The sequence below is a fragment of the Lascolabacillus sp. genome (assembly GCF_028696275.1).
In the GTDB taxonomy this organism is placed as follows: domain Bacteria; phylum Bacteroidota; class Bacteroidia; order Bacteroidales; family Dysgonomonadaceae; genus Proteiniphilum; species Proteiniphilum massiliensis.
Genome location: NZ_JAQVHI010000001.1, coordinates 129,395 through 156,000 on the forward strand (window position 1 = coordinate 129,395; position 26,606 = coordinate 156,000).

Here is a 26,606-nt window from a genome sequence, read left to right on the forward strand (position 1 = left end):
TAATTTATTATTAATTTCAATTACTTTTTTCTGTATGACACCTTAAGAATTAACAAAGGTACGAAAAAGAGGATTATAGATATTAATAACTCAGTCCCTTTTCCCTGATCAGGTTTTTTAATTAACAGATTTTCAGGTGATGGCACTTTGCTATCATCCCATTTATTGATTACAGTACCCTCTTTTATTAACATTAATCCGGGGTTAGCCCTAATCATTGTTTTCAAAGTTCTCTCGTCGGCATGACAAAACTGAACTCCAGTATTATGCTTAGCCTCCCACTCTTTTACAGAGTTAGTTGATGATGCAGTAAGAAGATAAAATGGATACCCTTTTTCATCAGCATAATTTACAATATCATTAAACCTGGGAAGATACCTTTCAGACATTTTTTCTAGTGAATATGAAACCATGATGAATGTATATGTGGTATCTGAAAGAATTAAATCTGTAATATCTCCCCCTACATTCCACTCACCGGACTCATCCAAATATAAAGATTCAATTGCGAAATCCTCTATCGCTGGTTTTATTCCCTCTTTTACCAAACGAGTTTCCATATCTATAAAAATCCATGATGAATCATTCCATGGGTAATCCGACTCGCTAAACTCTTTCTCAACACCATCCTTACTATATATGAATATAGTCTCGTATATATCTGCTTTATCAGGATCAACAAACATCTGATCTGGGATATTTGCTCCTATTTTATATGGACGGAAGTCAATAATTGGTAGATTATAAGTGTTGTGCAGAGAAAAGAGCAGTCCATATAGAATAATAAAAAAAGAAGCAATAATAGCTTTTTTTGCTGAGAACAGTGGAGTAATCTTTTTCCATTTAATTACCAAAAAAGCAATTCCTGCAAAAAGTATGATGTTTTTATAGAATGAGACCCAGTTACTAATAACCAGTGCATCACCAAAACAACCACAATCTGCAACAGGATTTGTTAAAGCAATCCAAAAAGTCAGTGGAGTAAAAAACACCATAAATAACCCTATAAGTCTGGTAGTCACTTTACTGTTTATCCCTAGAAGAAGAAACACTCCTAAAACGAACTCTGCAACTACCATTATGATAGCTAACGGGAGTGCAATTGAAAAAAGGCCTTCAAGATTAAGAGAGATGAGGTAATCTTGCATTTTATAAGTGAAACCAAGTGGATCCACAGCTTTTACAAAGCCGGAAAATGCAAATGTAGCTCCAACTATCACTCGGGACAGTTCTACTATAATTTTTTCTAAAACAATTTTCTGTTTCACCCGATTAAAATCTTGACTTATAGATTATTCCTAGTTTATATTTTGATTTTCGATCAATGCAGATCATTAACCTGCTTATTTGAATCGGTACAATCTTCCGGGAAATGAAGTTTAATCAATCCAAAAATTGCATAGTTTATCATGTCCATATAATTTGCATCTACTCCTTCAGATATCAACGTTTGACCGTCGTTGCACTCAATCTCTTTAGTACGGTATATTTTCATAAGGATGAGATCTGTGTAGGAGCTTACTCTCATGCTTCGCCATGCTTCATCATAATCATGATTCTTAGCATACATCAGTTGTTTAGTATTTTCAAGAAACCCGTCATATAACTCAAGCGCTTTCTCGTTTGTAATATCAACAGTATCTGCAAATCCTAATTTAAGCTGGATGAGTCCGATAATCCCATAATTAACTATTGCAATGAATTCAGGAAAAATACCTTCATCAACCATCTTCTCTTTTTTGGTTTCAAGTGTACGAATTCTGTTTGCCTTGATAAAAATTTGATCTGTAACAGAAGTTGGTCGTAATATTCGCCAAGAGGCTCCATAATCTTGTAATTTACGGGCAAAGATATCGCGACATATTCCAGCTACTTCGTCGAACTGAATATTAGTTATATTCATTGGATTTCTCTTTATTTATTTTTTAACGTAAAACAACCTAACAAAGATAAACAAAAAAAAGGTACAAGTTTGATATCCTGTACCTTTTTTAAGACATATACGCCTTTTATTTTATTATGAGACTCGTATAGATTTACCTACACGCAGTACTGTTTTTGTAGTCATATTGTTTAAAGTACATAGTTTACTTACACTAGTACCATAACGTTTGGAAATAGCGCCCAATGTATCTCCCTTTTGTATTCTGTGATACTGTACTTCTCCTGATACAAACTTATTGGAAGCATTTTCAGGCTCTTTGTAATTATTACTATCTTCCGATGTTCTTATTACTGATCTGCTGCTGGAATTTGTTTTCTTGTAACTTGAATTGGTAACAAGATACTCATCCTTGTGAACAGTTTTATTTGGGAAGTCTATAATAAAATTGGGGTTGATTGGTTTACCCAAGAAACGTGTTTCAAAATGCAGATGTGAACCAAATGAACGTCCAGTATTTCCTGCAAGTCCTATAGGCTGACCAGACTTAACAAAATCATTCTCTTCAACCAGAAACTTTGAAAGGTGTCCGTAAACTGTTTCCAGTCCATTCACATGTCTGATAACCAAATAATAACCATAACCACTTCTTTCAAAACGCTTAACTCTGATTTTGCCGTCGAATGCAGCATAAATAGTGTCTCCTGTCTGAGCCTTTATATCAATACCATAGTGATAACGACGACTACCTCTTCTTCCAAAGTTGGATGTCATGTGTCCATCAGCAGGCATGGTAAAATTATCCAAATCTACTATAAATGTATCCGGCGCATTCTTAAGACTGCCATACATATTGACATATCTGTTTTCCCACATACCCCCGTATAAATCATCAGCAGGTATATCATTTGGATTAAATTCCTCTCTTTGCTCTTCAGCATCATCCAGTACAGACAAATCAAGTTTAAGCTTAAGTCCATCAGCAAACAGACTCTGCTTTTCATTTAAGTTTGAACTATGTACTTGCTTATAATTAACTTCTGGTCTGCTTTTTTCAGCAGACTCCTGTTTAACTTGTGAGAATGAGTTTAATGAAACAAACATCAAGGCTGCCGGTAGTAAAACTCTTGCTTTTGAAAACAAATTATATATCTCCATCGATACCTTGTTTTATATCAAATTTCATATAATTACTTTTTTATTGCAATTAATATTCATCGTTTGCATAAATACTCTGAATATTTATTTGCGGATAATCAAAGATTTCATCTGTAGTAAAGAATCGTGCTAATTCGGTTTGTGCAGTTTCATAAGAATCAGAAGCATGTACTATATTTTCCTGGACACTAATGCTATAGTCTCCCCGGATCGTGCCCGGCTGAGCATCTCTTCCATTTGTCACTCCGGTGATTTTCCTTACAACATTCACAGCATCAACTCCTTTTAGTGCCATAACAACTACAGGGCTAGCCTGCATTGAATCTTTAATACGCCCATAAAAAGGTTTGTTGACTAAATGAGAATAGTGAATCTTCAGTACCTCATCCGACAGGTTAATCATTTTCATTCCTACAATCTGGAGGCCTTTTTTTTCAAACCGAGAGATGACTTCTCCCAGTATTGCTCGCTGAATAGCGGAGGGCTTCAGAATTACTAATGTTACCTGCATTTAATTAAAACTACTACTTAACAACTTTTTTATTACAGATTTTTTTCCTTAATCGATGTCAAAGTAAAGTTTTTATTATTTGAACTCCAAATTATCGACTAGCTTTTTTCACATGTAACATTTGAATAAGCCTCTTAAATTCGACCTACAACTCTGTTTTTCAATATATTAACCATAAACATGTTATAGAACACATTTTGTCGATTTTAAGATCATTATACTATTATTAAATATCAATTTACAACTTTTTCACTCAAATCAGTTTCAATAAGTCATTAACACGATAAAAAAATTATTACACTATTAAAGTGGTAATTAATCAGCATATTAATATATGGAGAATAGAGGCGCAATTCACGTTTTTTAATAAGAAAGACTTAAAATCCTCTCAAAACAGACAATCGTATAAAGAGATTTAAGTATCTTTGCTCCACTTTTTATATTAAATCTGTATGATTCAGGTTGATGCCATGAATCAAAACTAATAAGAAAAATGTCTAAATACAAGCTTATCAATAACATCTCGGGTTGGGTGGTTTTTGCGATTGCTGCCACAGTTTATCTTCTTACAATAGAACCTACAGCCAGTTTCTGGGATTGTGGAGAATTTATAACATCAGCATACAAGCTTGAAGTTGGACATCCACCAGGTGCTCCTTTTTTTATGCTTGTTGGCAACTTCTTCACACAACTGGCAAAAGATCCTTCGCAGGTAGCAATGATGGTAAATATTATGTCCGCTCTTATGAGTGCATTTACTATTTTGTTCCTTTTCTGGACAATAACTCACCTAACTAGAAAACTATTACAAAAAAGCAGTGATGTTGTTTTAAATGCTGGTCAAACTACCGCAGTTATTGGAAGCGGAATTGTAGGTGCACTTGTTTATACCTTTTCTGATACATTTTGGTTTTCAGCAGTTGAAGGTGAAGTATATGCCTTTTCATCAATGCTAACTGCACTTGTATTCTGGTTGATTCTAAAATGGGAAGATAATGCAGACAAACCACACTCAGATAAATGGTTAGTACTCATTGCTTATGTAATGGGGCTCTCAATAGGCGTCCATCTGCTAAATCTGTTGTGTATACCTGCAATTGTTCTTGTATACTATTTTAAGAAAAATGAAAAAGCCAACTGGAAAGGGGCTTTAAAAGCTCTTCTAGTTTCATTTGGACTTATCATAATATTGATGTGGGGAGTAATACCAGGTTTCACTAAAATTGGAGGATGGTTTGAACTTCTGTTTGTTAACAGCTTTGGATTACCATATAATTCAGGAGTATTATTTTATTTACTGATACTGGTTGGAGCAATTACAATGGGACTTTACTACACCATATCTTCCAGTAGTAATGAAAGAAATGCAAGAATTGCATTCTTTGCTACACTGGCTTTGACTGGTGTATTGTTTATAAGTGGAAGTCCCTGGCTTTGGGTAATACTTATTGCTACAGTCGCATATATAGTTTTCAAATCCAAGAAAATAAGCATGAGGTTTATAAACCTGTCAATTTCATGCTTCATGGTGATTCTAGTTGGTTTCTCAGCTTATGCTCTGATACCAATAAGATCAAGTGCTAACCCACCGCTCGATCTTAATTCACCCGAAGATATATTCTCACTTGGAAGCTACCTGAATCGCGAACAGTATGGACAGACTCCGCTGATACATGGTACAACTTATGCGTCTAAGATAGCGAGAAGTGCAGACGGTACTGCAATTATAGAAGGTGAGCGTGTAAGTTATAAACAGGTTGTGAAAAATTCCCCTGATGAAAAGGATCGTTATGAGAAGACCACTTCACCAATATATAAATACACTAATACAATGCTCCTGCCAAGGATGCATTCAAACCCTAATAATCCAGCATTTCAGAATCATATTATGGGTTATGAGAGATGGGGAGGTGTTACAGATCAAAACAAGAAACCTACATTTTTTCAGAATCTGAAGTTCATGTTTGGTTACCAGTTCAATTATATGTACTGGCGATATTTTATGTGGAATTTCTCTGGGAGACAAAATGATATACAGGGTGATGGAGGAATAACTGCAGGTAACTGGATTACCGGTATTTCCTTTATTGATGAACATGTACTGGGTCTTGGACCTCAGGATGATATTGCTCCTGATATTGTTAATAACAAAGGAAGGAATAAATACTATATGTTGCCACTCATATTAGGTATCATAGGTATTTTATATCAGCTAAAGCTAAAAGAAAGAGGAATGCAGAGCTTTATAGTTGTATTTCTGCTGTTCTTTATGACAGGTCTGGCAATTATTCTTTATCTAAATCAGACATTCATGGAGCCAAGAGAAAGGGATTATGCCTATGCAGGATCATTCTACGCTTTTTCAATATGGATTGGAATGGGAGTTGCAGGGATATCTCTATTCCTCAAAAAATATATAAAAAACACTCGAGTTGCTACTGTAGTTGCATCTGTAGCCTGCTTGTTTGTTCCAATACAGATGGCATCTCAGAATTGGGATGACCATGATCGTTCAGGCAGAACTCTTGCTCGTGACACAGGAATGAATTATCTGAGTAGTGTAGGAGAAAATGCTATTCTATTTACAAATGGGGATAATGATACCTACCCTCTGTGGTATGTTCAGGAGACCGAAGGCTTCAGAACAGATGTAAGGGTTACAAATTTGAGTTTCCTGCAAACGGAATGGTATATAGATCAGCTTTTAAAGCCTGCTTATGAATCTGAACCATTACCAATAAAATGGTCTCGCCCAAGATACTCGGGTGATGATGGTAGTGCGGCTTTTGTCATTTCAAAAGAAGAAATTGAAAGTGTACTAAGGCAGAGTGAGATTCCTTCTGTTTCTTATGGTAATTATTACGACAGAAACGCGTTCCGTGATACAATCTCACTGAAACAGACTATGGAGAATTTAAGGACAGGTGAAAACTCTCGACCTGCAAATCCTTTTAACACAGGTAATACACAGGTTATTCCTGGTGATATCCTTTATCTGGATGTTGACAGTTCTGCCGTTGACTGGAAAAATATGGCTGCTAAACCTACTGACAAGATGCTGATAAATCTTTCAGGGAAACAGGCTGTTTACAGGCATGAACTGATGGTTCTGGAGCTTCTCACTAATCTTAATGATGACAACTGGAGTAGACCACTCTATTACGCTACAACAATCACTCCTTCACTATATATGAATTTGCAGGATCATAACTTCTCTCTGAATGGTCTCGCCTATCAGGTAGTTCCGGGAGAACCTCTTAATAATGGTGTGAACCTGGAGGCTGCATTCGATAATATGGTTAATAAATTCAGATGGGGTGGTCTTGAAAATGATCCTGATATTTATATGGATCAAACCAGTAGAAGAATGTTGTCAACATTCAGGTTATATTTCACTCATTTGGTTGATGCTCTAGTCGATGCAGGGGAAAATGAGAAAGCTTTGACAGCTCTCGATAAAATCACTTCAATGATACCTGACAGTGCTGTTTCATATGGAACTGACGGTGTTATCTTTGCTAGAGCATACTACAAGCTTGGTGAATATGAAAAAGCAAATGAGCTTATCACAGAAATCCATAACAGGATTAATGCAAACCTAAACTGGTTCGAGAGATTAAAGCCTGTACAGATTGCAAATACAATGACTGATATTATATATAATAATGTTAGTCCGCTAATGCTAGTTAAAAATATTTATCAGCAGTATGATAAAGAGAAATATAAGCTGTTGACAGATGACCTATTACAAAGAGCACAGGTTTACTATATGAAAGGTATTCCTTATGTAGGAGATACTATTTTAAGAGAGATCACTGATAGTGCAGTAAAGGGTTATTACTCCGTACCTTCTGATGATACAATACGTCGTGCCGAAGAGGAAGAGATTATGCAAAAAGCAATGGGTGTAATGAAGCAATTTAATCCTCGATTACTCGAACAATATAGTAGTTCAACACAATAGTAGAAATATAATAAGAGTGCCGGGTAGTGTAGTGATATATTACCTGGCATCTCTTGTGTTAAATAAACGTTCATTATATGCTAATTGAACAACCACCAATACTATATAGGTTATTATTTCCAAATTCGATCTGGCGACTTAGAGTACCGGATAAAAAAACTGTATATCTTACATTTGATGATGGCCCTATACCTGAAGTTACACCTTGGGTACTGAGCATATTAAACAAATATAATATAAAGGCAACCTTCTTCTGTGTTGGAGATAATGTTCGCAAATATGGTCATATATATGATCAGATTATAAAAGAAGGACACATAACCGGCAATCACACTTTTCACCACATGCAGGGATGGAAAAATTCGCCTAAGAAGTTCCTGAGTGATACAAATGATGCCGGTAAATTAATAAATTCACAACTATTTAGACCACCTCATGGTCATATGATTTTTCCTCAACCAGGTTTATTGAAGAAAAATGGATATAAAATTATAATGTGGGATGTGGTGACTCGAGATTATAGTAGATTTATGACACCTGAGCAGGTACTCGCAAATGTAAAAAGGTATACCCGTGACGGATCGGTGATTGTATTTCATGATTCACTAAAAGCAGAAAAGAATTTAAGATATGCTTTGCCTCTTGCAATTGAATGGTTGCTTGAGCAGGGATACTCTTTTGAATTGATCCCTTCTTATAGATAGTTAAAATCACCTTTTTCAAAATAATATTTTTAAAGTTTCTGTTTATATAATGGAAACTAGTGTTTTATTGTTGTCAAGAGAGACAATAATAGGGTTTTTTGTGTTAAATAATGTTATTTTGATGAAAAATGATAGTATTATGCATTGCATAGTACAATATTTGGCATACATTTGCACTATTCAAAATTTAGTGTAACTTAAAATTAAAGCGCCGAATGATAACAATCAGGCAATTACATAAATCTTATCACACCGAAGCACTCCCACTTCACGTACTTAAAGGAATAGATTTACAAATAGATAAAGGTGAATATGTTTCCATAACAGGAGCATCAGGTTCAGGCAAATCAACTTTGCTTAATATTATCGGAATATTGGACACTTATGATTCGGGTGATTATTACCTGAATGGCAGCCTTATAAAAGGTTTATCAGAAACCGAAGCTGCACATTACAGAAATGAAATGATAGGATTTGTGTTTCAATCTTTCAATTTGATTAATTTCAAGAATGCTCTCGAAAACGTAGCTCTCCCACTCTACTATAAAAAAGTAAGCCGCAAAAAACGCAATATTATTGCAATGGAGCATCTTGATAAAATGGGATTAAAAGATTGGGCTCATCACTTACCAAATGAAATGTCGGGTGGACAAAAACAGCGTGTAGCAATAGCAAGAGCAATGATTTCAAACCCTAAGATAATATTAGCGGACGAACCTACAGGTGCACTTGACAGTACAACGACTAAAGAGGTTATGGAGGTACTAACTAATCTTAATAAAGAGGGAATTACTACCATAATTGTAACTCATGAGAAATCTGTTTCTGAAGCCACCAATCGTATTATCCACCTGAAAGATGGTATGATTGAGTATGAGACCAGAAAGGATAATGGTATTCATGTTACAACTCAAAATCTAAATTATCAGTCTTTATGATAGACCTTCTGCAGGAAATATTCGAGACACTCAAAAAAAACAAGATGCGTACTACCTTGACAGGCTTGTCTGTCTCATGGGGTATATTCATACTTATTGTTCTGCTTGGTGCGGGCAATGGTCTGCAAAATGGTGTAATACAAAATTTCAGTTCAAGAGCTGTGAACCGAGTTAATCTATACCCGGGAAGGACCTCTATACCTCATAATGGACTCAAATCCGACCGACAACTTTCATTCACTAATGAAGAGGTGGATTTTATTAGAGAGGAGGTTTCTGAAAGCAGGCTGATAACAGCACGACTTAACAACACTATGAATATTACTTATGGTAATGAATTCGGGTCTTACGAAATAAGGGGGGTAATGCCTAACTATTGGTTAATAGAAAAATTAATAATCAAACCAGGTGATGGCCGCTTTATTAATCACCTCGATATGAAAGAGCATAACAAGGTAATAGTACTTGATAAAAAAATAGCCGATCTATTGTTTCCCGGTGAATCTGCTTTAGGTAAAACTGTAAAGGTGGGCAACCTAATGTTTAAAGTTGTTGGAATAAATTCTAAGAAGGAGGACTGGGGTGGTTCAAGAGCCTATATTCCATTCACAACTTCCCAGTCGATATTTAATCCAAGCGGGAAATTCTACAACATTGTATTTACTGTTGATGGGCTTAATACAAAAGAGGCTAATGATAAATTCAATGAAACTTTGAGAACCATGATGAGCAGGAGGCTCAATTTCAATCCTGAAGATGAGCAAGCTCTTTGGATTAGTAATGCCCAGTCAGAGTATGTTGAAACAATGAAGATATTTGGCGGTATAACTCTTTTTGTAACTATAATCGGGATATTAACTCTTATTGCCGGAATAGTTGGTGTTAGTAATATTATGTTAGTCTCTGTAAAAGAGAGAACACGTGAAATTGGCATACGCAAAGCTATAGGTGCCAAGCCATCATCAATATTAAAGACTATAATACTTGAATCTATTATAATTACAACAATATTTGGCTATATCGGATTAATAATGGGTATTGGTCTCACTGAAATTGTTAATTTCATCATGGAACAGGCTGCAAACGGACAACCGGTTTCTGACGAACCCCAAATGTCGGTTTTCACCAATCCAACAGTAGAGATTGGCTATGCAATCTTTGCAACTATTGTACTTATTATCTCAGGTGTAATTGCAGGATATCTGCCAGCTCGCAAAGCTGTAAAGGTGAAGCCCATTGAGGCCATGAGACAGGAATAAAATTTAAGAAATCAATGAAAATATTCGATTTAGATAGATTACAAGAGATCTGGATTACCATAACTCATAATAAATCCAGAAGTGTACTCACTGCCTTTGGTGTTTTCTGGGGAATGTTTATGCTTGTGTTAATGGTAGGTGCAGGATCTGCGCTTGAAAGTGGAATATCTTCTCAAGTTGAAGGATTTGCAACCAATTCTGCATTCTTCGCATCTTCTCCAACTTCACTTCCATATAAAGGATTTCAGAAAGGCAGAAACTGGAATATGACAAACAGTGATATCCCAATTATCAAACAACGTGTTGATGAACTGGAATATTTGTCCCCTGTGCTTTTTGCCGGTGGTAGTGATGAAAATGTGGTGAGAGGAGAAAAAAAAGGTTCCTATCTAGTTAAAGGATGCTACCCTGAATATGATCTCATAGAAAAAAGTAAACTATTGTATGGTAGGTATGTAAATGATATAGATATAGCTGAAAGAAGAAAAGTTTGCGTAATTGGAGAACGTATTTATGAAGTACTTTTTCAGAAAGGACAAGACCCTACAGGTCAACAGATCAGGGTTAACGGCATTTACTTTCAGGTAATAGGTGTAGCCAGAAGCACTTCGGGTGTTAGCATTGGAGGTCGCACTGAAGAAACAGTTGTTCTACCTTTTTCTACAATGCAGCAAGCTTTTAATCAAGGTAATATAATACACTTTTTAGCTGCTACAGCAGATAGAGGTGTCCCTGTGAAGATAGTTCAGGATAAGATTCTTGAAATACTTAAACAACAGCATCAAATTTCGCCGGATGACAAGGAGGCTGTATTTACTATGAATATAGAAGAACAGTTTAAGATGTTCAACTACCTTGGGATAGGAATATCAGCATTAATATGGATTGTTGGGTTGGGGACACTGTTTGCAGGTGCAATAGGTGTAAGTAATATAATGTTGGTTACTGTACGTGAAAGAACTAAGGAGATTGGTATCAGACGAGCTTTGGGTGCTACTCCACGAAACATCATTGGACAGATACTAAGTGAAAGTGTTGTACTTACTGTAATTGCAGGAGTAACTGGAATTATAGTAGGAGTAGGACTACTCAGGGCTACAGGTATCGTTTTGAGTCAGGGTGATCAGTTCTTTAAAGATCCGCAAATCTCATTTTCAATGGCAGTAATCTCATTAATCATACTTATTGTTATTGGAACATTTGCAGGATATATCCCTGCACAGCGAGCTATGATGATTAAACCGGTTGAAGCAATCAGTGAAGAATAATTGATACTAAAAACAGATAACTAAATAAAACTTATGAAACGAATTTTGAGAATTATTGGATTAGTGCTTTTAGGCCTTTTGGTAATATCCACTTTTATGTTTTTATGGCAGAAATCACGACCTAAAGTGGTTCAATACACAATTGTAACCGCTCAAAAAGGTGACATACAAAAAAGTACTGTAGCTACTGGTAAAGTAGAACCTAGAAACGAAATTCTTATAAAACCACAAATGTCAGGAATCATTTCTGAAGTTTATAAGGAGGCGGGTGATATGGTTAAGGCTGGAGATATTATTGCTAAGATTCAAGTAGTTCCAGATATGGTTAACCTAAGTAGTGCCGAATCAAGAGTAGAAAGGGCTAAACTTGCTGCTAATCAAAGTCGCAGTAACTATGAGAGAGATCTCAAACTATATCAGAATGATGTCATCTCGAGAGAGGAGTTTGAAAAGGTAGAACTACAATATAAGAACGATGAGGAGGAGCTTCGTGCTGCAACTGATAATCTTAGTTTAGTAAGAACAGGTATTACACAAAGTTCAGCACAGACAAGTAATACACTTGTCAGATCAACAGTAGACGGTACTATCCTGGATATACCTGTTAAGGTTGGTAATTCAGTGATTCAGACAAATAACTTTAACGATGGAACAACTGTTGCATCTGTAGCTGACTTAAGCGACATGCTCTTTATTGGCAAAATTGATGAAACTGAAGTTGGACGCTTAACATCGGGTATGCCTATTGAAATTACAATTGGAGCTATTCAGGGACGTACAATTCCTGCAAATTTGGAGTATATATCTCCAAAAGGAACAGAAGAAAGCGGTGCAATTCTTTTTGAGATGAAAGCGGCTCTTAAAATACCCGAGGACCTGTTTATCAGAGCTGGATATAGCGCTAATGCAAATATTATATTGGATAAAAGAGAACAGGTATTAACCATACCAGAAAGCTCACTTGAATTCAGTGGTGATTCTGCATTTGTTTATATGGTTAAGAATGAAGAACCACAAGAATTTGAACGTCATTTTGTTAAGATTGGTTTATCTGATGGGATAAATATTGAGGTAACCGAAGGACTTAAAGAAAATGACAGAATACGGGGGTCAGAGATAATTGAGGAAAGAAAATAATAGATATTTATTTTGAAGTTATACTCAAAACAGTTTCAAAAGTAAAATAATATGCAACTCAGATATAGATTATTATACCTATTTATTGCTGTTGGTTCACTAATTACAGCAGCGGGTCAGCAACAATATACATTGCTTGAATGTATAGAGATAGCACTTGAAAATAACCGTGATATCAAACAGCAAGAGCTGAATAAACAACAGCGAATGGTAGCATACAGTCAAGCCCGTGCTGATCTGTTGCCTGCTGTTAATGCATCTGCTGGTCACAACTTTATTTTTGGACGTTCAATTGGTCTCGACAACACCTATCAGAATACAAACTCAACTCAATCAAATTTCAATATTGTTGCTGATATAACTTTATTTGATGGTTTACGAATGAAGCATAATATTGATGCCCGAAAAGCTGATATGATGGTTTCAGAAGCCAACCTGGAGAGAATACAGGATGAAATTATAATGAGTGTGTCGACTGCATTCTTACAAGCCTTGCTAAACAGAGAATTGCTTACTATTGCCGAAAACCAAATCCAGACAACAAGAGAGAATCTAAAAAGAAGCACTGAACTGGTAAACAGTGGAAAAATGGCAAAGGGAGAGCTGTATGAAATTGAGGCTCAGCTTGCCAAAGAGGAAGTAAATCGTGTACAGGCAGAAAATAACTATAAACTGGCATTATTGGATCTTGCACAGATTATGGAACTTGAAAAATTTGATGATTTCGAGATTGTTTCTCCCTCTGCAGAGGCATTAATTGATGAAACACCTCTTTTATCATCTCAAATGGTTTATGAAAGTGCGCTAGTAAACAGACCTGAAATCAGAAGTTTACAATATCAGCTCGAAAGCAGCACAAAGGAAATGTTGATGGCAAAATCGCAGTACTTTCCGACATTAAGCTTCGGTGCAAGTATGGGTACAGGATACTATAATATGAATGGCAGGGATAATGATCCTTTTGCTACTCAACTTAGAAACAATATAAGTAACTCACTCGGATTCAGCCTCAGGATCCCCATATTCAACAGATTTCAGATAAAGAATAGTGTTCAAAATGCACAAATTGCAATTGCGAACAGTCGTTTAGAAATGGATAAAACAAAGCTTGAACTGCGTAAACGAATTGAACAGGCTTTCTATAATGCTGTTGGAGCTGAGAGCAGATGGGAAGCTGCTAAGAAGTCGGTTACAGCCAGCAATGAAGCATACAGATTTGCGGAAGAAAAGCATGAAAGCGGGCGAGCAACTTCTTATGAATTGTTTCTTGCAAAAAATAATCAAACACAAGCATTAGGAGAAGAAGCTCAAGCTAAATATGAATATGCATTCCGATTGAAAATATTAGAATTGTTAAAAGATTGATTTTTTGTAACCGACATTATTTCTTTTATGTCATAAAATAAAAACAATATGAAAACAGTAATTAAATTAGCAATAATCGCAGTTGTACTTTCAATTAGTACTATGGCATGCACTCAGACAAGGTATGCTACTGATAAGTTTGAAGTAACAGCTTTTACTGCAATTGAATCTTCAATTGTGGGTAATATTATTATCCGTAAAGGTCAAACCACAGAAGTTACTGCAGAGGGTAGTGAAGAAATGCTTAATCTATTAGAGGTTGAAATTTCAAACGGTACTTTGGAGTTAGATATGGAGGATCGTTTGCTTAAAAGGTTAAATAGAAATGCAAACAGGTTAACAGTCACAATAATTACACCCAACCTCACTTATATTGATAATGAAGGTGTAGGAAATATTGTAATAGAAGGTACATTTGATACTCCTGAACTTACCATAGACTCAGAAGGTGTGGGAAATATTACTGCAGAGAACTTACAGGCAGGGTATATAAAAGTTGACTCTGAAGGTGTAGGCAATATTATTCTTAAAGGTTCAGCAAATAATATAGATATTAAATCTGAAGGTGTGGGAAATATTGAAGCAGAGCGTCTAAAAGCAAAAAGTGTTACAGTCTTTTCTAAAGGTGTTGGTAATGTAAGTTGCTTTGCATCTGAATATATAAAAGCGTCATCTGATGGTATTGGTAATATTACATATTATGGTAAACCACAGAAAACAGATGTGTCAAAAAATGGTATAGGAAAAGTAAAATCAGGCAATTAGATTATTTATATAAACTCTACTTTTAAATTTCAGAAATTTGAAACCGGGGACTTGTGAAAGCGCCCGGTTTTTTTTACTCTTTTTTTATACGATGCATATATTTGCAAAATCCTCTGTATCTTTGTAGTTCAATTAAAGGAACATAATGGAGTCAAAACAATATTTACTAGGCATGACGCTTGCCGAAATAACAGAAAGCGTACTGGAATTAAACCTCCCTAAGTTTACCGGTAAACAGATAGCAGATTGGATTTATGTAAAGCGAGTGAAATCAATAGACGAAATGACCAACATCTCGCTGAAAAATAGAGAAATTCTTTCTGAGAATTTTGATATTGGCAGATCTGACCCTCTGGATGTAAAGACTTCAGTTGATGGAACACGCAAAATGCTGTTCAGAACTCACAATGGCAAGTTTATTGAGACTGTTACAATACCTGAAGATGACCGATTAACAATTTGTGTTTCATCGCAAGTAGGATGTCGTATGAATTGCGATTTCTGTATGACAGGTAAACAGGGCCTGCAAGACAATCTGACCGCTGGAGAGATTCTCAACCAGGTTTATTCTGTACCTGACTCTGAAGATATTACCAACCTTGTTTTTATGGGAATGGGCGAACCTTTGGATAATTATAAGAATGTAAAGAAAGCTTCTGAACTGCTAATGGCGGAGTACGGACTTGCATGGAGTCCAAAAAGAATAACTCTTTCTTCAATTGGATTAACTTCCAATCTCAAAAGATTTCTTGATGATAGCAGATGCCACCTTGCAATCAGTCTTCACAACCCTATACCGGAGGAGCGATTATCAATAATGCCTATAGAGAAATCTGCTCCAATTACTTCAGTGATAGACCTTCTACGTGATTATGACTGGAGTCATCAACGCCGCTTATCATTTGAATATATAATGTTTGATGGGGTTAATGATTCACCTCTTTATGCCAGAGAACTTGCTAAATTGCTTAATGGATTGGATTGCAGAATCAACCTCATTCGTTTCCATGTTATTCCTATGAGTAAGCTTAGACCTTCAACAGATGAAAACATGATTAAATTTCGTGATACACTTTCATCAAAAGGTTTTATCTGCACAATTCGTGCATCTAGAGGTGAAGATATTTTCGCAGCATGCGGTATGCTTTCAACCTCGAAGATTGGTAATAAGAGTTGACTTTTTATCATAAATTAAAACCATACTGCTTCTTTTCCACGTAAATAATTGTATATTTGTTTTATAAAGTGGAATTTAGTGAAATCTCAATAAATAAATATTATGAAACATCTGGTAGGTTTACTATCTCTTTTAGCATCAATTATTTTTTTGTCTTCATGTAACGGCGGTAGTGGTTTTTTTTCTGCTTCAGGGGCTACAAACGAAGTTATGGTAATCATGGATGATTCTTCATGGGAGGGAACTTCAGGAAGAGCTTTATTTGATGTGCTTAATTCAAATACAAAAGGTTTACCGCAACCTGAGCCAAACTTCAGGATTCTTCATATTACACCTGAAAATTTCACTAGTACATTTAAGATGGCAAGAAATATAATAATTCCTGTAATTTCAGAGATGTACAGTCAACCAAAACTTGAAGCAGAACTCGATACTTATGCAAATGGTCAGGTAATAATGAACATAAAGGCACCTGACAGCACCTCATTTGCTGAATATGTTACAGAAAATAAAGATGTTATCATAAACTATTTTATCGAAAAGGAGCTTGAACGCAACGCAAAATGGCTAAAGAGTGAGATCAAAATTCCAGTTGTACGTGCTCAGCAAATGTTTGGTATTAACATCCACTTCCCAAAAGGATTGTCGAATTATGAGGAGTTTAATAACTTCCTATGGGCTACAAACAATGCTGGAAGAGGTCGTCAGGATATAGTAATTTATCAGTTTCCATACACCTCTGAAACTATTTTCGAAAAAGATTCACTTATTAAAGTACGAAATGAAGTATTAGGTAAATATATAAAAGGATCATTTGATTCTCAGATGTCAACATCAACTGCATATCCGCCAGATTACAGGAGGTTTGTTGTAGATGGAGTATTCCGTGCCGAATTGAGAGGATTGTGGGAAATGACAACAGATATGATGGGAGGTCCGTTTGTTATGCATGCTTTCGTGAATGAAAATACTGGAATGGTTATTGTTGTGGAAACATATGTATACGCACCGGAAAGCAATAAACGAAACCTAATGCGTAATCTTGAGGCCACATTGTATACCATTAGTTTGCCAAAACCCGAAGAAGCTATTATTGAAGGATAGCAATTAAAAAAAATTAGATAAGAGAATTAAAAAAATATACATGTCAGAGCTAATTAAAGTAGGCATTACACATGGGGATGTCAATGGTGTTGGATACGAAATATTGTTTAAGACATTTTCAGATATTCGATTGCTTGAATTATTTAATCCAATAATATACGGATCATCTAAATCTGCATCCTATCATCGTAAGGTGCTAAATAACAATACAGTAAATTTTAATATAATTAATAGTGTTGAAGAGTCAAGAGAGGGGAAGATAAATCTTTTAAATTGTGTAAAAGATGAAACTCGCATTGACATTGGTAAACCTTCAGCAGAAGCGGGTGAATCTTCATACATAGCATTAGAATGTGCCGTAAAGGATTTGCAGGAAAAGAAGATTGATGTTCTGGTTACATTACCAATCAATAAAGATTCAATTCAGAGTGAGCAATTTAATTTTCCCGGTCACACTGAGTATCTTGAAGAAAGATTCGCAGCAGAAGGTGAAAAAGCCCTCATGATAATGGCTACACAAAATATGCGTGTAGCATTAGTGACTACTCATATTCCTCTTAAAGATGTTTCAGCATCACTTTCAAAAGAACTTATTGCAGAGAAAATAAGAACCCTGAATAATACACTTAAACGTGATTTCAGTATTGATGCCCCTCGAATTGCTGTACTCGGACTAAATCCCCATGCAGGAGAGAATGGTATGCTTGGCAATGAGGAAAATGAAATAATTGCTCCGGTAATAAGGGAAGCCCAAGAGGAATGGATATTATGTGCAGGGCCATATCCTCCGGATGGGTTCTTTGGTAGTGGAAGGTTCAAGGAGTTTGATGCTATACTGGCAATGTATCATGATCAGGGTTTAATTCCGTTTAAAACAATGGCAATGGATATGGGGGTTAATTATACTGCAGGACTTCCAATCGTTCGCACTTCGCCGGATCATGGTACCGCATACGATATTGCCGGTAAGAACGAAGCATCAGATGAATCATTCCGCCAGGCTATATATATGGCAATTGATATATACCGTAATCGCCATAATTATGATGAAGCACGTAAAAATCCACTTAAAAAGTTGTTTTACGACCGTGGAAGAGATGATGAAAAACTTGATCTTATGAAAGAGGAGTAGACCTCTGATTTAAGAAAAGAAGATTTTCTAGAATATAACTCAGATAATTTAAGCCTGAATGTTTAAATCAGGTAAACAAAAAAAGAGACCAAGATTTAAACTTAGTCTCTTTTTTATGTTTATGACTACTTTACTTTGAATCAGTTGTTCTCTGGTCTGAGTTTACGTACTACAGCACCAGTTTGCCACATCTCACTCTCGCGAAGTGCTCTCAGCTCCTCTTCAAGCTTTACTCGATAATCAGGCTGAGAGTTACTATCAATAGAACGCTGAGCCTCGTTACCATTTGCCACCTCTTTATAAAGCTTTTCAAAAACAGGTTTTGTAGCATCGTGAAATGGTCCCATCCAGTCTAATGCACCACGTTGTGCAGTTGTTGAACAGTTTGCATACATCCAGTCCATTCCTTTTTCAGCAAACAGAGGCATAAGAGATTGAGTAAGTTCTTCAACTGTCTCATTGAATGCTTCAGAAGGAGTATGACCGTTTTCACGAAGAACTTCATATTGTGCAAGCAACAATCCCTGAATTGCACCCATCAAAGTACCACGCTCTCCTGTTAGGTCAGAAAAAACTTCTCGTTTAAAATCTGTTTCAAATAGATATCCTGAACCAACACCAATTCCTAATGCAACAACGCGATCATACGCTTTGCCAGTTGCATCCTGAAATATAGCATAGCTGGAATTCAGACCACGTCCTTCAAGAAACATTCTGCGAAGACTGGTCCCTGAGCCTTTTGGTGCAACCAAAATAACATCTACATCTGCAGGTGGAATTATTCCTGTTCGTTCTTTATAAGTAATTCCAAAACCATGTGAGAAATAAAGTGCTTTACCGGGTGTCAAATGTTTCTTTACAGTATCCCACAATGCGATCTGGGCAGCATCAGACAGTAGATATTGAATAATTGTAGCTCTCTCACAAGCTTCTTCAATTTCGAATAGAGTTTCTCCAGGAACCCACCCATCGGTTACTGCTTTGTCCCATGTCTTGCTTTCTTTACGTTGTCCAACAATTACATTAAAACCGTTATCACGCAGGTTCATCGATTGACCGGGACCCTGAACACCATAACCTATAACTGCAATTATTTCATCCTTTAACACTTCCTGAGCTTTACTCAAAGGAAATTCTTCGCGGGTTACTACATTTTCTTCTACTCCGCCAAAATTCATTTTTGCCATTTTGTTTGATTTTTGTCTCACTTATACTCTTGTAGAGAATAAGTTTTGGTAATATTACTAATTAAAATATTTTATCTCTTATTTTTAATCTGTATAACCATGTATACTGCTTAATTGTTTATCTCCACTCTTATTTGATAGTTCCCTTTTCGACAACATATCGCTCAATCTCTCAACTTTTGATTTTGTGATAGCTATCCTTCCTGAACGTACAAACTGTAGAACACCAATCTTCTCGGCCAATTCTTCAAAAAGACTCTGAGTTTCAATGTAATGACCTGCTTTTAGAAAGACTATACAGTCATTAGAGATTTCCAGAATCCTAACATTGTACTTTCTTACCAGATATTCAATTGAACCATGCTCAAGTACTTTTTCAGTAGCCAACTTATAAAGAGCCAGTTCCTGGTGAACAAGATCTTCATCTGTGTTATAATATGCTTTTAGAATATCAACTCTTTTATCGATAAGACGTACAAGTTTTTTCATTACCTCCTCATCATTAGAAAAAGTTGTAATAGTAAATTTATGAATACCTTTAATTGCTGAAGGAGATACAGAAAGAGTTTCTATATTCAACTGTCTGCGTGTAAAAATTGTTGTTATCTGGTTTAGTATACCCACCGTATTCTCTGAGAAAATGGTCAATGTATACAATGTTTTATTGTCTTCCATTATTATTGATTTTTAATTTGATTTATCAAACATCTCATAAAATTTACAGTTACCTGTCTTACAACTTGTGTCCGTTTCCAAGTAAAATATTGGTAACACTACCACCGGCAGGTACCATAGGATAAACCATACCTTTTGTTTCTACAACAACCTCAAGAAGATATGCTCCCTTATGATTAAGCATTTCATTAACAGCATCATCAAGCTCCTCGCGTTTTGTTACTTTACGACCTTTTATATTATATGCATCAGCAACTTTTATAAAGTCAGGATTTTTAAGATGGGTTTCTGAATATCTCTCATCGAAAAATAACTCCTGCCATTGACGTACCATTCCAAGATAATTATTATTAAGCAGAATTATTTTCACATCAATGTCATATTCCATAATTGTACCAAACTCCTGCATAGTCATTTGCAAACCTCCATCACCAACAAAGATGCAAATAGTTCTGTCGGGTGCACCATATTTGGCACCAATACCTGCGGGAAGTCCGAAACCCATAGTCCCAAGACCACCAGAGGTAACCATACTTCTTGATTTGGTATATTTAAAATAACGAGTACTCATCATCTGGTGCTGACCAACGTCTGTTACACATACAGCCTGATTACCGGTTGCTTCTGTTACTTTATTGACAACTTCACCCATCTTGATCTCACCACCATTTTCTGGAAATAATTCATTTTGTATTATGCAGTCATACTCTTTTTGAACATAAGGATCAAACTGTGAAATCCATTCATCTCGTGATCTGTTTTCAAGTAGATCTGTGACACGTGGGATCGTATGTTTAGCATCTCCAACCACCTTTACAGTTGTCTTCACATTCTTATCCATCTCTGCAATATCAATATCAAAATGAATTACCTTGGCCTGTCTGGCATATGTCTTCAGATCCCCGGTAACTCTATCATCAAACCTCATTCCTATTGCAATCAGAACATCACATTCGTTGGTCATCATATTTGGTGCAACATTACCATGCATTCCCAACATTCCAAAATTCAAAGGATGATCGCTTGGTATTGCTGATAGGCCCAGAATAGTTGAAGCAAAAGGAATGTTAGCCTTATCTATAAATGCACGAATCTCATCTTCTGCCTTTCCAAGAATAACACCCTGCCCTATCAGAGCCAGAGGTTTTTTAGCACTGTTAATTAATTCAGCCGCTTTTCTTATATTTTCATCCTCTATGTCGGGTACAGGTTGATAACTGCGTAAAAATGTAGTCTTTTGATAGGCATATTCGCAACTGTTGATCTGAGCATCTTTGGCAATATCAAGAACTACCGGACCGGGTCTTCCGCTGGATGCAATATAAAATGCTCTTGAAACTGCCCATGCAATATCTTCCACACGTCTTACCTGATATGCCCATTTTGTGATTGGTTGCGTAACACCTATTACATCGGCTTCCTGAAATGCATCAGAACCCAGAAGTGCAGAGCTAACCTGCCCTGATATTACCACAAGTGGTGTACTATCCATCATTGCATCTGTAATCCCTGTAATTGTATTTGTAGCACCCGGACCTGATGTAACAAGTGCTACACCTACTTTCTCTGATACCCTTGCATAACCTTGTGCTGCATGAACAGCCCCTTGTTCGTGTCGAACCAGTATATGTTTAATTTCATTCTTATGGTCATAAAGTGCATCAAATACAGGCATAATGGCACCTCCCGGATAACCAAATAATGTGTCAACTCCTTCCGCTAAAAGTGAACGTATTAAAATTTCACTTCCCGTTATAACCTCTGCCTCCGGCTTTTTTGCGTTGGGCGTAGTCGATTGAGTCTGAATATCTTTGTTCATAATAATTACTCTAAATGTGATGTATATTAAATAATCCTTACTGCTCCTTTGTCTGCCGAACTAACAAAGTGAGAGTAAACCTTTAATGCATTTGAAATATTTCTGTTTCGTAAAGGTTTGAAGGCTTTATCTCCTTTTGTCTCCTCTAATAGTCTTCTATTCTGAAGCTCCTCATCGCTTACTTTCAAATTAATAGATCTGTTAGGAATATCTATTTCTATTATATCTCCATCGCGTACCAAGCCAATGTTTCCACCTGCTGCAGCTTCTGGTGATATATGTCCTATTGATAATCCTGATGTGCCACCTGAAAAACGTCCGTCAGTAATCAATGCACACTCTTTTCCTAAATGCTTTGCTTTAATGTATGATGTTGGATAAAGCATCTCCTGCATACCGGGTCCTCCCTTGGGACCCTCATAGACAATTACAACTACATCTCCTGCCTCTACTTTGCCATTTAGTATACCTGCACATGCATCATCCTGTGACTGAAACACTTTTGCTTTACCTATGAATTTCCATATACTTTCGTCAACCCCTGCAGTTTTTACTACACAGCCATCCTGTGCAATATTTCCTCTAAGAATTGCCAGTCCTCCATCAACAGTATATGCATTTTTCACACTTCTAATACAACCATTTTCTCTGTCGATATCTAACTCTTTATAGCGGGCATCCTGTGATCCCATAACAAGATTAAAACGGTTACCGGGTGCAGACGAATAGATATTAATTGCTTCTGCATCAGGACAATCTTTTACTATATCGTATTTTTCTATTGCTTCAGCAAGTGTGAGACCATCTACACGATATACTGATGTATCAATAAGGTTAGCTTTTGATAATTCATTAAGGATCCCCATAATTCCACCTGCACGGTTAACATCTTGAATATGGTATTTTTTAGAGTTTGGTGCAACCTTACATAAGCAAGGTACGCGTCTTGATAAATTTTCAATATCATCAAGATTGAACTCTATTTTTCCTTCATGTGCTATTGCCAGTGTGTGCAGTATTGTGTTTGTAGATCCACCCATAGCAATATCTAATGTCATAGCGTTAAGAAATGCCTGACGGGAGGCTATATTTCGCGGAAGTACCGATTCATCTCCTTCAAAATAATACTTCTCTGCATTCTCCACTATTTGCTTAGCCGCTTTTACAAACAATTCCTTACGATTGACGTGAGTTGCCAGTATAGTACCATTGCCGGGTAAAGCAAGTCCAATTGCTTCATTAAGACAGTTCATAGAGTTTGCTGTAAACATTCCGGAACATGAGCCGCATGTAGGACATGCTGAGATTTCAAGTTTAGAAACTCGCTCATCTGTTACTGAATCATCTGCCGATTCAATCATTGCATCAATAAGATCGATCTGTTCGTCATCAATCTTACCGGCTTCCATCGGACCACCAGAAACAAAAATAGTTGGTATATTCAGTCGCATTGCTGCCATAAGCATTCCGGGAGTTATCTTGTCACAGTTGCTGATACATATCATTGCGTCAGCTTTATGGGCGTTAACCATATACTCTACCGAATCTGCTATCATATCACGTGAGGGTAATGAGTATAACATACCATCATGCCCCATAGCAATACCATCATCAACTGCAATTGTGTTAAATTCAGCTGCAAAGCAGCCTAATTTCTCAATCTCACGTTTTACATTCTGACCTATGTCATGCAGATGTACATGTCCGGGTACAAACTGGGTAAATGAGTTAACAATGGCAATTATTGGTTTACCCATCTGTTCTCTGGTCATTCCATTTGCATGCCATAATGCTCTTGCACCTGCCATGCGGCGACCTTGTGTACTTGTTGCACTGCGCAGTTTTGAAATATCTCTTTGACGATTATTCATTATGCTATTTACTTGTTTTTTATATATTCAGTAATCCACTCACCTACTTCACTTAGTTTGTATATTTTACCTCCATCTGCAATATCTTCTGTAACAATACCTGCTTCAAGACTTGCATTTACAGCTTCTCGGATCATGGCTCCTTCTTCATTAAGATTAAAGCTATATTCAAACATAAGTGCAGCTGAAAGAATCATAGCAAGAGGATTTGCTATATCTTTTCCTGCTGCCTGGGGATATGAACCATGAATAGGCTCAAAGAGTGAGGTATGAAGCCCAATTGATGCAGAAGGAAGAAGACCCATTGAACCTGTAATCACTGAAGCTTCATCGGTTAGTATATCACCAAACATATTTTCTGTTACCATCACATCAAAACTTTTGGGCCATTGAATGATTCGCATAGCAGCATTATCTACGAAAAGGAAATCAGTTTCAATATCAGGATACTGAGGAGCAATTTCCTGAGCAATCTGACGCCAAAGTCTAGATGTAGCAATTACATTTGCCTTATCAACAACCGTGAGTTTTTTACGTCGCTGTCCGGCAAATTTATATGCCAGGTGAAGAACTCTTTCTATCTCATCACGGGTATAGACACATGTATCATATGCAGTATTTCCATCCTCACTTCTTCCCTGAGGTCTGCCAAAATACATTCCTCCTGTAAGTTCACGAATACATACGAAGTCGGCACCCTCAACCAAATCAGATCTTAGAGGTGATTTGTGAATAAGTGAAGGAAAAGTCATTACAGGACGTATATTGCCATATAAACCAAGTTTTTTACGCATGTTGAGTAAACCTTGCTCTGGTCTCACTTTTGCATTTGGATCATTATCATATTTGGGATCCCCTATAGCACCAAAAAGAACAGCATCGCTATTCATACAAAGCTCATGTGTCTCTTCCGGATATGGATTACCGGTTGCATCAATAGCACAAGCACCTACAACTGCCTCTTTATATGTTAATTCATGACCAAATTTATCACTAACTGCTTTCGTAACGTTTAAAGCTTGTGTCATTATCTCGGGACCAATCCCATCGCCCGGTAATACTGCTATATTCAATTTCATTATTTTAGTTATATTTTGATGTCTGTTTTTTTTCCAATTTGTTTTAACTCTTAAAGTGAATTACTGGAGCTTATGGTAACTCCATATAGTTCATTTTTGGTATGTTGCCGCTTTCAAGCATATTCAGCATCTTCATTGTTGCTTTTATGGCTGCTACTGTCTGGTCAATATCAAGTGCCCTTGTTTTAAACACTTTACCCTCAAACTTCCAGGTTATGACTGTTTGCACATATGCATTTGTTTTTCCGCCAGGTGGTATTACTACCTCGTAATCTATAAGCTCAGGAACCGGTTTATTCAGACTTCTGTATATCTTGAACATGGCTTTGGAAAAAGCATGATACTGTCCTTCTCCTGCAGCTGTTTCCTGATAAACTTTACCCTTTATTCCAATCTTTACAGTGGCTGTCGGCCTTAGTCCATCAGTTAATGTCAAGGAGTAATTCAACATCTGAATCTCTTTAAAATCATTACCATTCTTAAGAACATCTGATACTATATATGGTAATTCGTCAAGACTAACTACTTCCTTTTTATCACCAAGTTCTATAATTCTGGCTGTAACTTTACTCGTTGCTTCTTCATCAAGCTCAATACCAAGTGCTTCGAGATTTTTTACAATATTGGATCTGCCTGAGTTCTTTCCTAATGCGTATTCACGATAGCGACCAAATCGCTCTGGCAGCAGATCATTGAAGTAAAGATTTTTCTTTTTATCACCATCCGCATGAATTCCTGCAACCTGAGTGAATACGTTATCCCCTATCAGTGGCTTGTTATTCGGAATTCTTACTCCGGAATAGCTTTCTACAACCTTACTTACATTATAGAGTTTAGACTCATCAATATTTGTCTTAAATCCCAGATGATCATGAATAAGTGCTATAACACTTGTTAATGGGGCATTTCCGGCTCGCTCTCCAAGACCATTTACCGTAACATGGACGCCTTTAACTCCAGCCTTAAGTGCCTCATACACATTGGCTACTGCAAGATCATAATCATTATGGGCATGAAAATCAAAATGAATACCAGGATAACGTTTAATCATCTCAGAACAAAATCTGCCTGCTTCATCCGGATTTAAAATACCTAAAGTATCGGGTAGCATAAAGCGGGTAACTGGCTCATCTTTTAGGCCATCCATCATCTTAAACACGTAATCTTTAGAATCACGCATTCCATTTGACCAGTCTTCAAGATAAAGGTTAACCTTCAGACCCATTTCACATGCACTGTTGATACTTTTCTTTACATCTTCTAAATGCTGCTCAGGTGACTTTCTTAACTGATATGTACAGTGCTTTAATGAACCTTTGCTTAACAGATTGACAACTTTACATCCTGCTTTGGCTATCCACTCGAGTGAAGTTGTCCCATCAACAAAGCCTAGTACTTCCAATTTATCTATATAGCCATGTGTTGTGGCCCATTGAGCCATTTTCTGTACTGATTTGAACTCGCCTTCTGATACTCTTGCTGATGCGATCTCTACTCTGTCAACTTTCAGTTCATCTAATAAAAGACTTACAACACTCACCTTTTCCTGTGCAGCAAAGGATACTCCCGATGTCTGTTCTCCATCGCGCAGGGTAGTATCCATAATCTCTA

21 protein-coding genes are annotated in these 26,606 nt (G+C 36.6%); 11 read left to right on the top strand and 10 right to left on the bottom strand.

What is annotated here, in order from left to right:
- Positions 1-20 precede the first annotated feature (20 nt).
- The 4 genes from PHO43_RS00585 to ndk form a co-directional block, all read right to left on the bottom strand.
- Complete coding sequence (locus PHO43_RS00585) at positions 21-1,268, bottom strand: BT_3928 family protein (RefSeq protein ID WP_052673114.1); 1,248 nt, start codon at positions 1,266-1,268, stop codon at positions 21-23.
- Positions 1,269-1,321: 53 nt separating this feature from the next.
- The gene (locus PHO43_RS00590) at positions 1,322-1,903 is read right to left on the bottom strand and encodes a DUF1599 domain-containing protein (protein ID WP_045089338.1); all 582 of its coding nucleotides are present in this window, start codon (positions 1,901-1,903) and stop codon (positions 1,322-1,324) included.
- A gap of 114 nt (positions 1,904-2,017) precedes the next feature.
- Complete coding sequence (locus PHO43_RS00595) at positions 2,018-3,040, bottom strand: peptidoglycan DD-metalloendopeptidase family protein (protein ID WP_053826506.1); 1,023 nt, start codon at positions 3,038-3,040, stop codon at positions 2,018-2,020.
- A gap of 49 nt (positions 3,041-3,089) precedes the next feature.
- Positions 3,090-3,551 (bottom strand): nucleoside-diphosphate kinase, encoded by a 462-nt coding sequence (gene ndk, locus PHO43_RS00600; RefSeq protein WP_045089336.1) that lies wholly within the window; start codon positions 3,549-3,551, stop codon positions 3,090-3,092.
- Positions 3,552-4,044: 493 nt separating this feature from the next.
- Between ndk and PHO43_RS00605 the strand changes: the two genes are divergently transcribed.
- The 11 genes from PHO43_RS00605 (at position 4,045) to pdxA (ending at position 18,364) form a co-directional block, all read left to right on the top strand.
- Entirely contained in the window at positions 4,045-7,515 is a 3,471-nt protein-coding gene (locus tag PHO43_RS00605) for a glycosyltransferase family 117 protein (RefSeq protein WP_288010970.1), read from the top strand.
- 77 nt (positions 7,516-7,592) lie between these two features.
- On the top strand, positions 7,593-8,219 hold the full coding sequence (locus PHO43_RS00610; RefSeq protein WP_045089334.1) for a polysaccharide deacetylase family protein: 627 nt from the start codon (positions 7,593-7,595) through the stop codon (positions 8,217-8,219).
- Positions 8,220-8,434: 215 nt separating this feature from the next.
- On the top strand, positions 8,435-9,157 hold the full coding sequence (locus PHO43_RS00615; protein ID WP_045089333.1) for an ABC transporter ATP-binding protein: 723 nt from the start codon (positions 8,435-8,437) through the stop codon (positions 9,155-9,157).
- Positions 9,154-10,416 carry an ABC transporter permease gene (locus tag PHO43_RS00620; protein WP_053826509.1) on the top strand — a complete coding sequence of 421 codons (1,263 nt, stop codon included), beginning with the start codon at positions 9,154-9,156 and terminating at the stop codon, positions 10,414-10,416. Before PHO43_RS00615 ends, PHO43_RS00620 begins: the two co-directional genes overlap by 4 nt.
- A gap of 20 nt (positions 10,417-10,436) precedes the next feature.
- Positions 10,437-11,684, top strand: coding sequence for an ABC transporter permease (locus PHO43_RS00625; protein WP_053827221.1), 1,248 nt, complete (start codon positions 10,437-10,439; stop codon positions 11,682-11,684).
- A gap of 33 nt (positions 11,685-11,717) precedes the next feature.
- The gene (locus tag PHO43_RS00630; protein WP_053826510.1) at positions 11,718-12,821 is read left to right on the top strand and encodes an efflux RND transporter periplasmic adaptor subunit; all 1,104 of its coding nucleotides are present in this window, start codon (positions 11,718-11,720) and stop codon (positions 12,819-12,821) included.
- Between the two features lie 51 nt (positions 12,822-12,872).
- Positions 12,873-14,186, top strand: coding sequence for a TolC family protein (locus PHO43_RS00635; RefSeq protein ID WP_288010972.1), 1,314 nt, complete (start codon positions 12,873-12,875; stop codon positions 14,184-14,186).
- 48 nt (positions 14,187-14,234) lie between these two features.
- The gene (locus PHO43_RS00640; RefSeq protein WP_045089329.1) at positions 14,235-14,951 is read left to right on the top strand and encodes a head GIN domain-containing protein; all 717 of its coding nucleotides are present in this window, start codon (positions 14,235-14,237) and stop codon (positions 14,949-14,951) included.
- A 145-nt stretch (positions 14,952-15,096) separates the two neighbouring features.
- A complete protein-coding gene (gene rlmN / locus PHO43_RS00645) occupies positions 15,097-16,128 on the top strand; it encodes a dual-specificity RNA methyltransferase RlmN (RefSeq protein WP_045089328.1) in 1,032 nt (343 codons plus the stop codon).
- A gap of 102 nt (positions 16,129-16,230) precedes the next feature.
- Positions 16,231-17,232: a DUF4837 family protein gene (locus PHO43_RS00650; protein WP_288008676.1), complete on the top strand. Its 1,002-nt coding sequence runs from the start codon at positions 16,231-16,233 to the stop codon at positions 17,230-17,232.
- A 40-nt stretch (positions 17,233-17,272) separates the two neighbouring features.
- Entirely contained in the window at positions 17,273-18,364 is a 1,092-nt protein-coding gene (pdxA, locus tag PHO43_RS00655; protein WP_288008674.1) for a 4-hydroxythreonine-4-phosphate dehydrogenase PdxA, read from the top strand.
- Positions 18,365-18,504: 140 nt separating this feature from the next.
- Here the strand turns inward: pdxA and ilvC are convergent, their stop codons facing one another.
- From ilvC to PHO43_RS00685, 6 genes are all read right to left on the bottom strand, one after another.
- Complete coding sequence (gene ilvC, locus PHO43_RS00660; protein ID WP_045089325.1) at positions 18,505-19,551, bottom strand: ketol-acid reductoisomerase; 1,047 nt, start codon at positions 19,549-19,551, stop codon at positions 18,505-18,507.
- A gap of 84 nt (positions 19,552-19,635) precedes the next feature.
- On the bottom strand, positions 19,636-20,226 hold the full coding sequence (gene ilvN, locus PHO43_RS00665; RefSeq protein ID WP_045089324.1) for an acetolactate synthase small subunit: 591 nt from the start codon (positions 20,224-20,226) through the stop codon (positions 19,636-19,638).
- Between the two features lie 58 nt (positions 20,227-20,284).
- Positions 20,285-22,045, bottom strand: a complete 1,761-nt coding sequence (gene ilvB / locus PHO43_RS00670) for a biosynthetic-type acetolactate synthase large subunit (RefSeq protein WP_082057344.1) — start codon at positions 22,043-22,045, stop codon at positions 20,285-20,287.
- Between the two features lie 26 nt (positions 22,046-22,071).
- A complete protein-coding gene (ilvD, locus tag PHO43_RS00675) occupies positions 22,072-23,916 on the bottom strand; it encodes a dihydroxy-acid dehydratase (RefSeq protein WP_045089323.1) in 1,845 nt (614 codons plus the stop codon).
- Between the two features lie 8 nt (positions 23,917-23,924).
- Positions 23,925-24,995: a 3-isopropylmalate dehydrogenase gene (gene leuB / locus PHO43_RS00680; protein ID WP_045089322.1), complete on the bottom strand. Its 1,071-nt coding sequence runs from the start codon at positions 24,993-24,995 to the stop codon at positions 23,925-23,927.
- A 70-nt stretch (positions 24,996-25,065) separates the two neighbouring features.
- Entirely contained in the window at positions 25,066-26,598 is a 1,533-nt protein-coding gene (locus PHO43_RS00685; RefSeq protein ID WP_288008662.1) for a hydroxymethylglutaryl-CoA lyase-like TIM-barrel protein, read from the bottom strand.
- Positions 26,599-26,606: the final 8 nt, after the last annotated feature.

Coding starts and splice junctions, on each gene's coding strand:
- ilvB (WP_082057344.1), bottom strand. CDS start 22,045: ATGAACAAAGATATTCAGACTCAATCGACTACGCCCAACGCAAAAAAG.
- ilvC (WP_045089325.1), bottom strand. CDS start 19,551: ATGGCAAAAATGAATTTTGGCGGAGTAGAAGAAAATGTAGTAACCCGC.
- PHO43_RS00610 (WP_045089334.1), top strand. CDS start 7,593: ATGCTAATTGAACAACCACCAATACTATATAGGTTATTATTTCCAAAT.
- ilvD (WP_045089323.1), bottom strand. CDS start 23,916: ATGAATAATCGTCAAAGAGATATTTCAAAACTGCGCAGTGCAACAAGT.
- PHO43_RS00605 (WP_288010970.1), top strand. CDS start 4,045: ATGTCTAAATACAAGCTTATCAATAACATCTCGGGTTGGGTGGTTTTT.
- PHO43_RS00630 (WP_053826510.1), top strand. CDS start 11,718: ATGAAACGAATTTTGAGAATTATTGGATTAGTGCTTTTAGGCCTTTTG.
- rlmN (WP_045089328.1), top strand. CDS start 15,097: ATGGAGTCAAAACAATATTTACTAGGCATGACGCTTGCCGAAATAACA.
- ilvN (WP_045089324.1), bottom strand. CDS start 20,226: ATGGAAGACAATAAAACATTGTATACATTGACCATTTTCTCAGAGAAT.
- PHO43_RS00595 (WP_053826506.1), bottom strand. CDS start 3,040: ATGGAGATATATAATTTGTTTTCAAAAGCAAGAGTTTTACTACCGGCA.
- PHO43_RS00620 (WP_053826509.1), top strand. CDS start 9,154: ATGATAGACCTTCTGCAGGAAATATTCGAGACACTCAAAAAAAACAAG.
- pdxA (WP_288008674.1), top strand. CDS start 17,273: ATGTCAGAGCTAATTAAAGTAGGCATTACACATGGGGATGTCAATGGT.
- PHO43_RS00650 (WP_288008676.1), top strand. CDS start 16,231: ATGAAACATCTGGTAGGTTTACTATCTCTTTTAGCATCAATTATTTTT.
- ndk (WP_045089336.1), bottom strand. CDS start 3,551: ATGCAGGTAACATTAGTAATTCTGAAGCCCTCCGCTATTCAGCGAGCA.
- leuB (WP_045089322.1), bottom strand. CDS start 24,995: ATGAAATTGAATATAGCAGTATTACCGGGCGATGGGATTGGTCCCGAG.
- PHO43_RS00590 (WP_045089338.1), bottom strand. CDS start 1,903: ATGAATATAACTAATATTCAGTTCGACGAAGTAGCTGGAATATGTCGC.
- PHO43_RS00685 (WP_288008662.1), bottom strand. CDS start 26,598: ATGGATACTACCCTGCGCGATGGAGAACAGACATCGGGAGTATCCTTT.
- PHO43_RS00640 (WP_045089329.1), top strand. CDS start 14,235: ATGAAAACAGTAATTAAATTAGCAATAATCGCAGTTGTACTTTCAATT.
- PHO43_RS00615 (WP_045089333.1), top strand. CDS start 8,435: ATGATAACAATCAGGCAATTACATAAATCTTATCACACCGAAGCACTC.
- PHO43_RS00635 (WP_288010972.1), top strand. CDS start 12,873: ATGCAACTCAGATATAGATTATTATACCTATTTATTGCTGTTGGTTCA.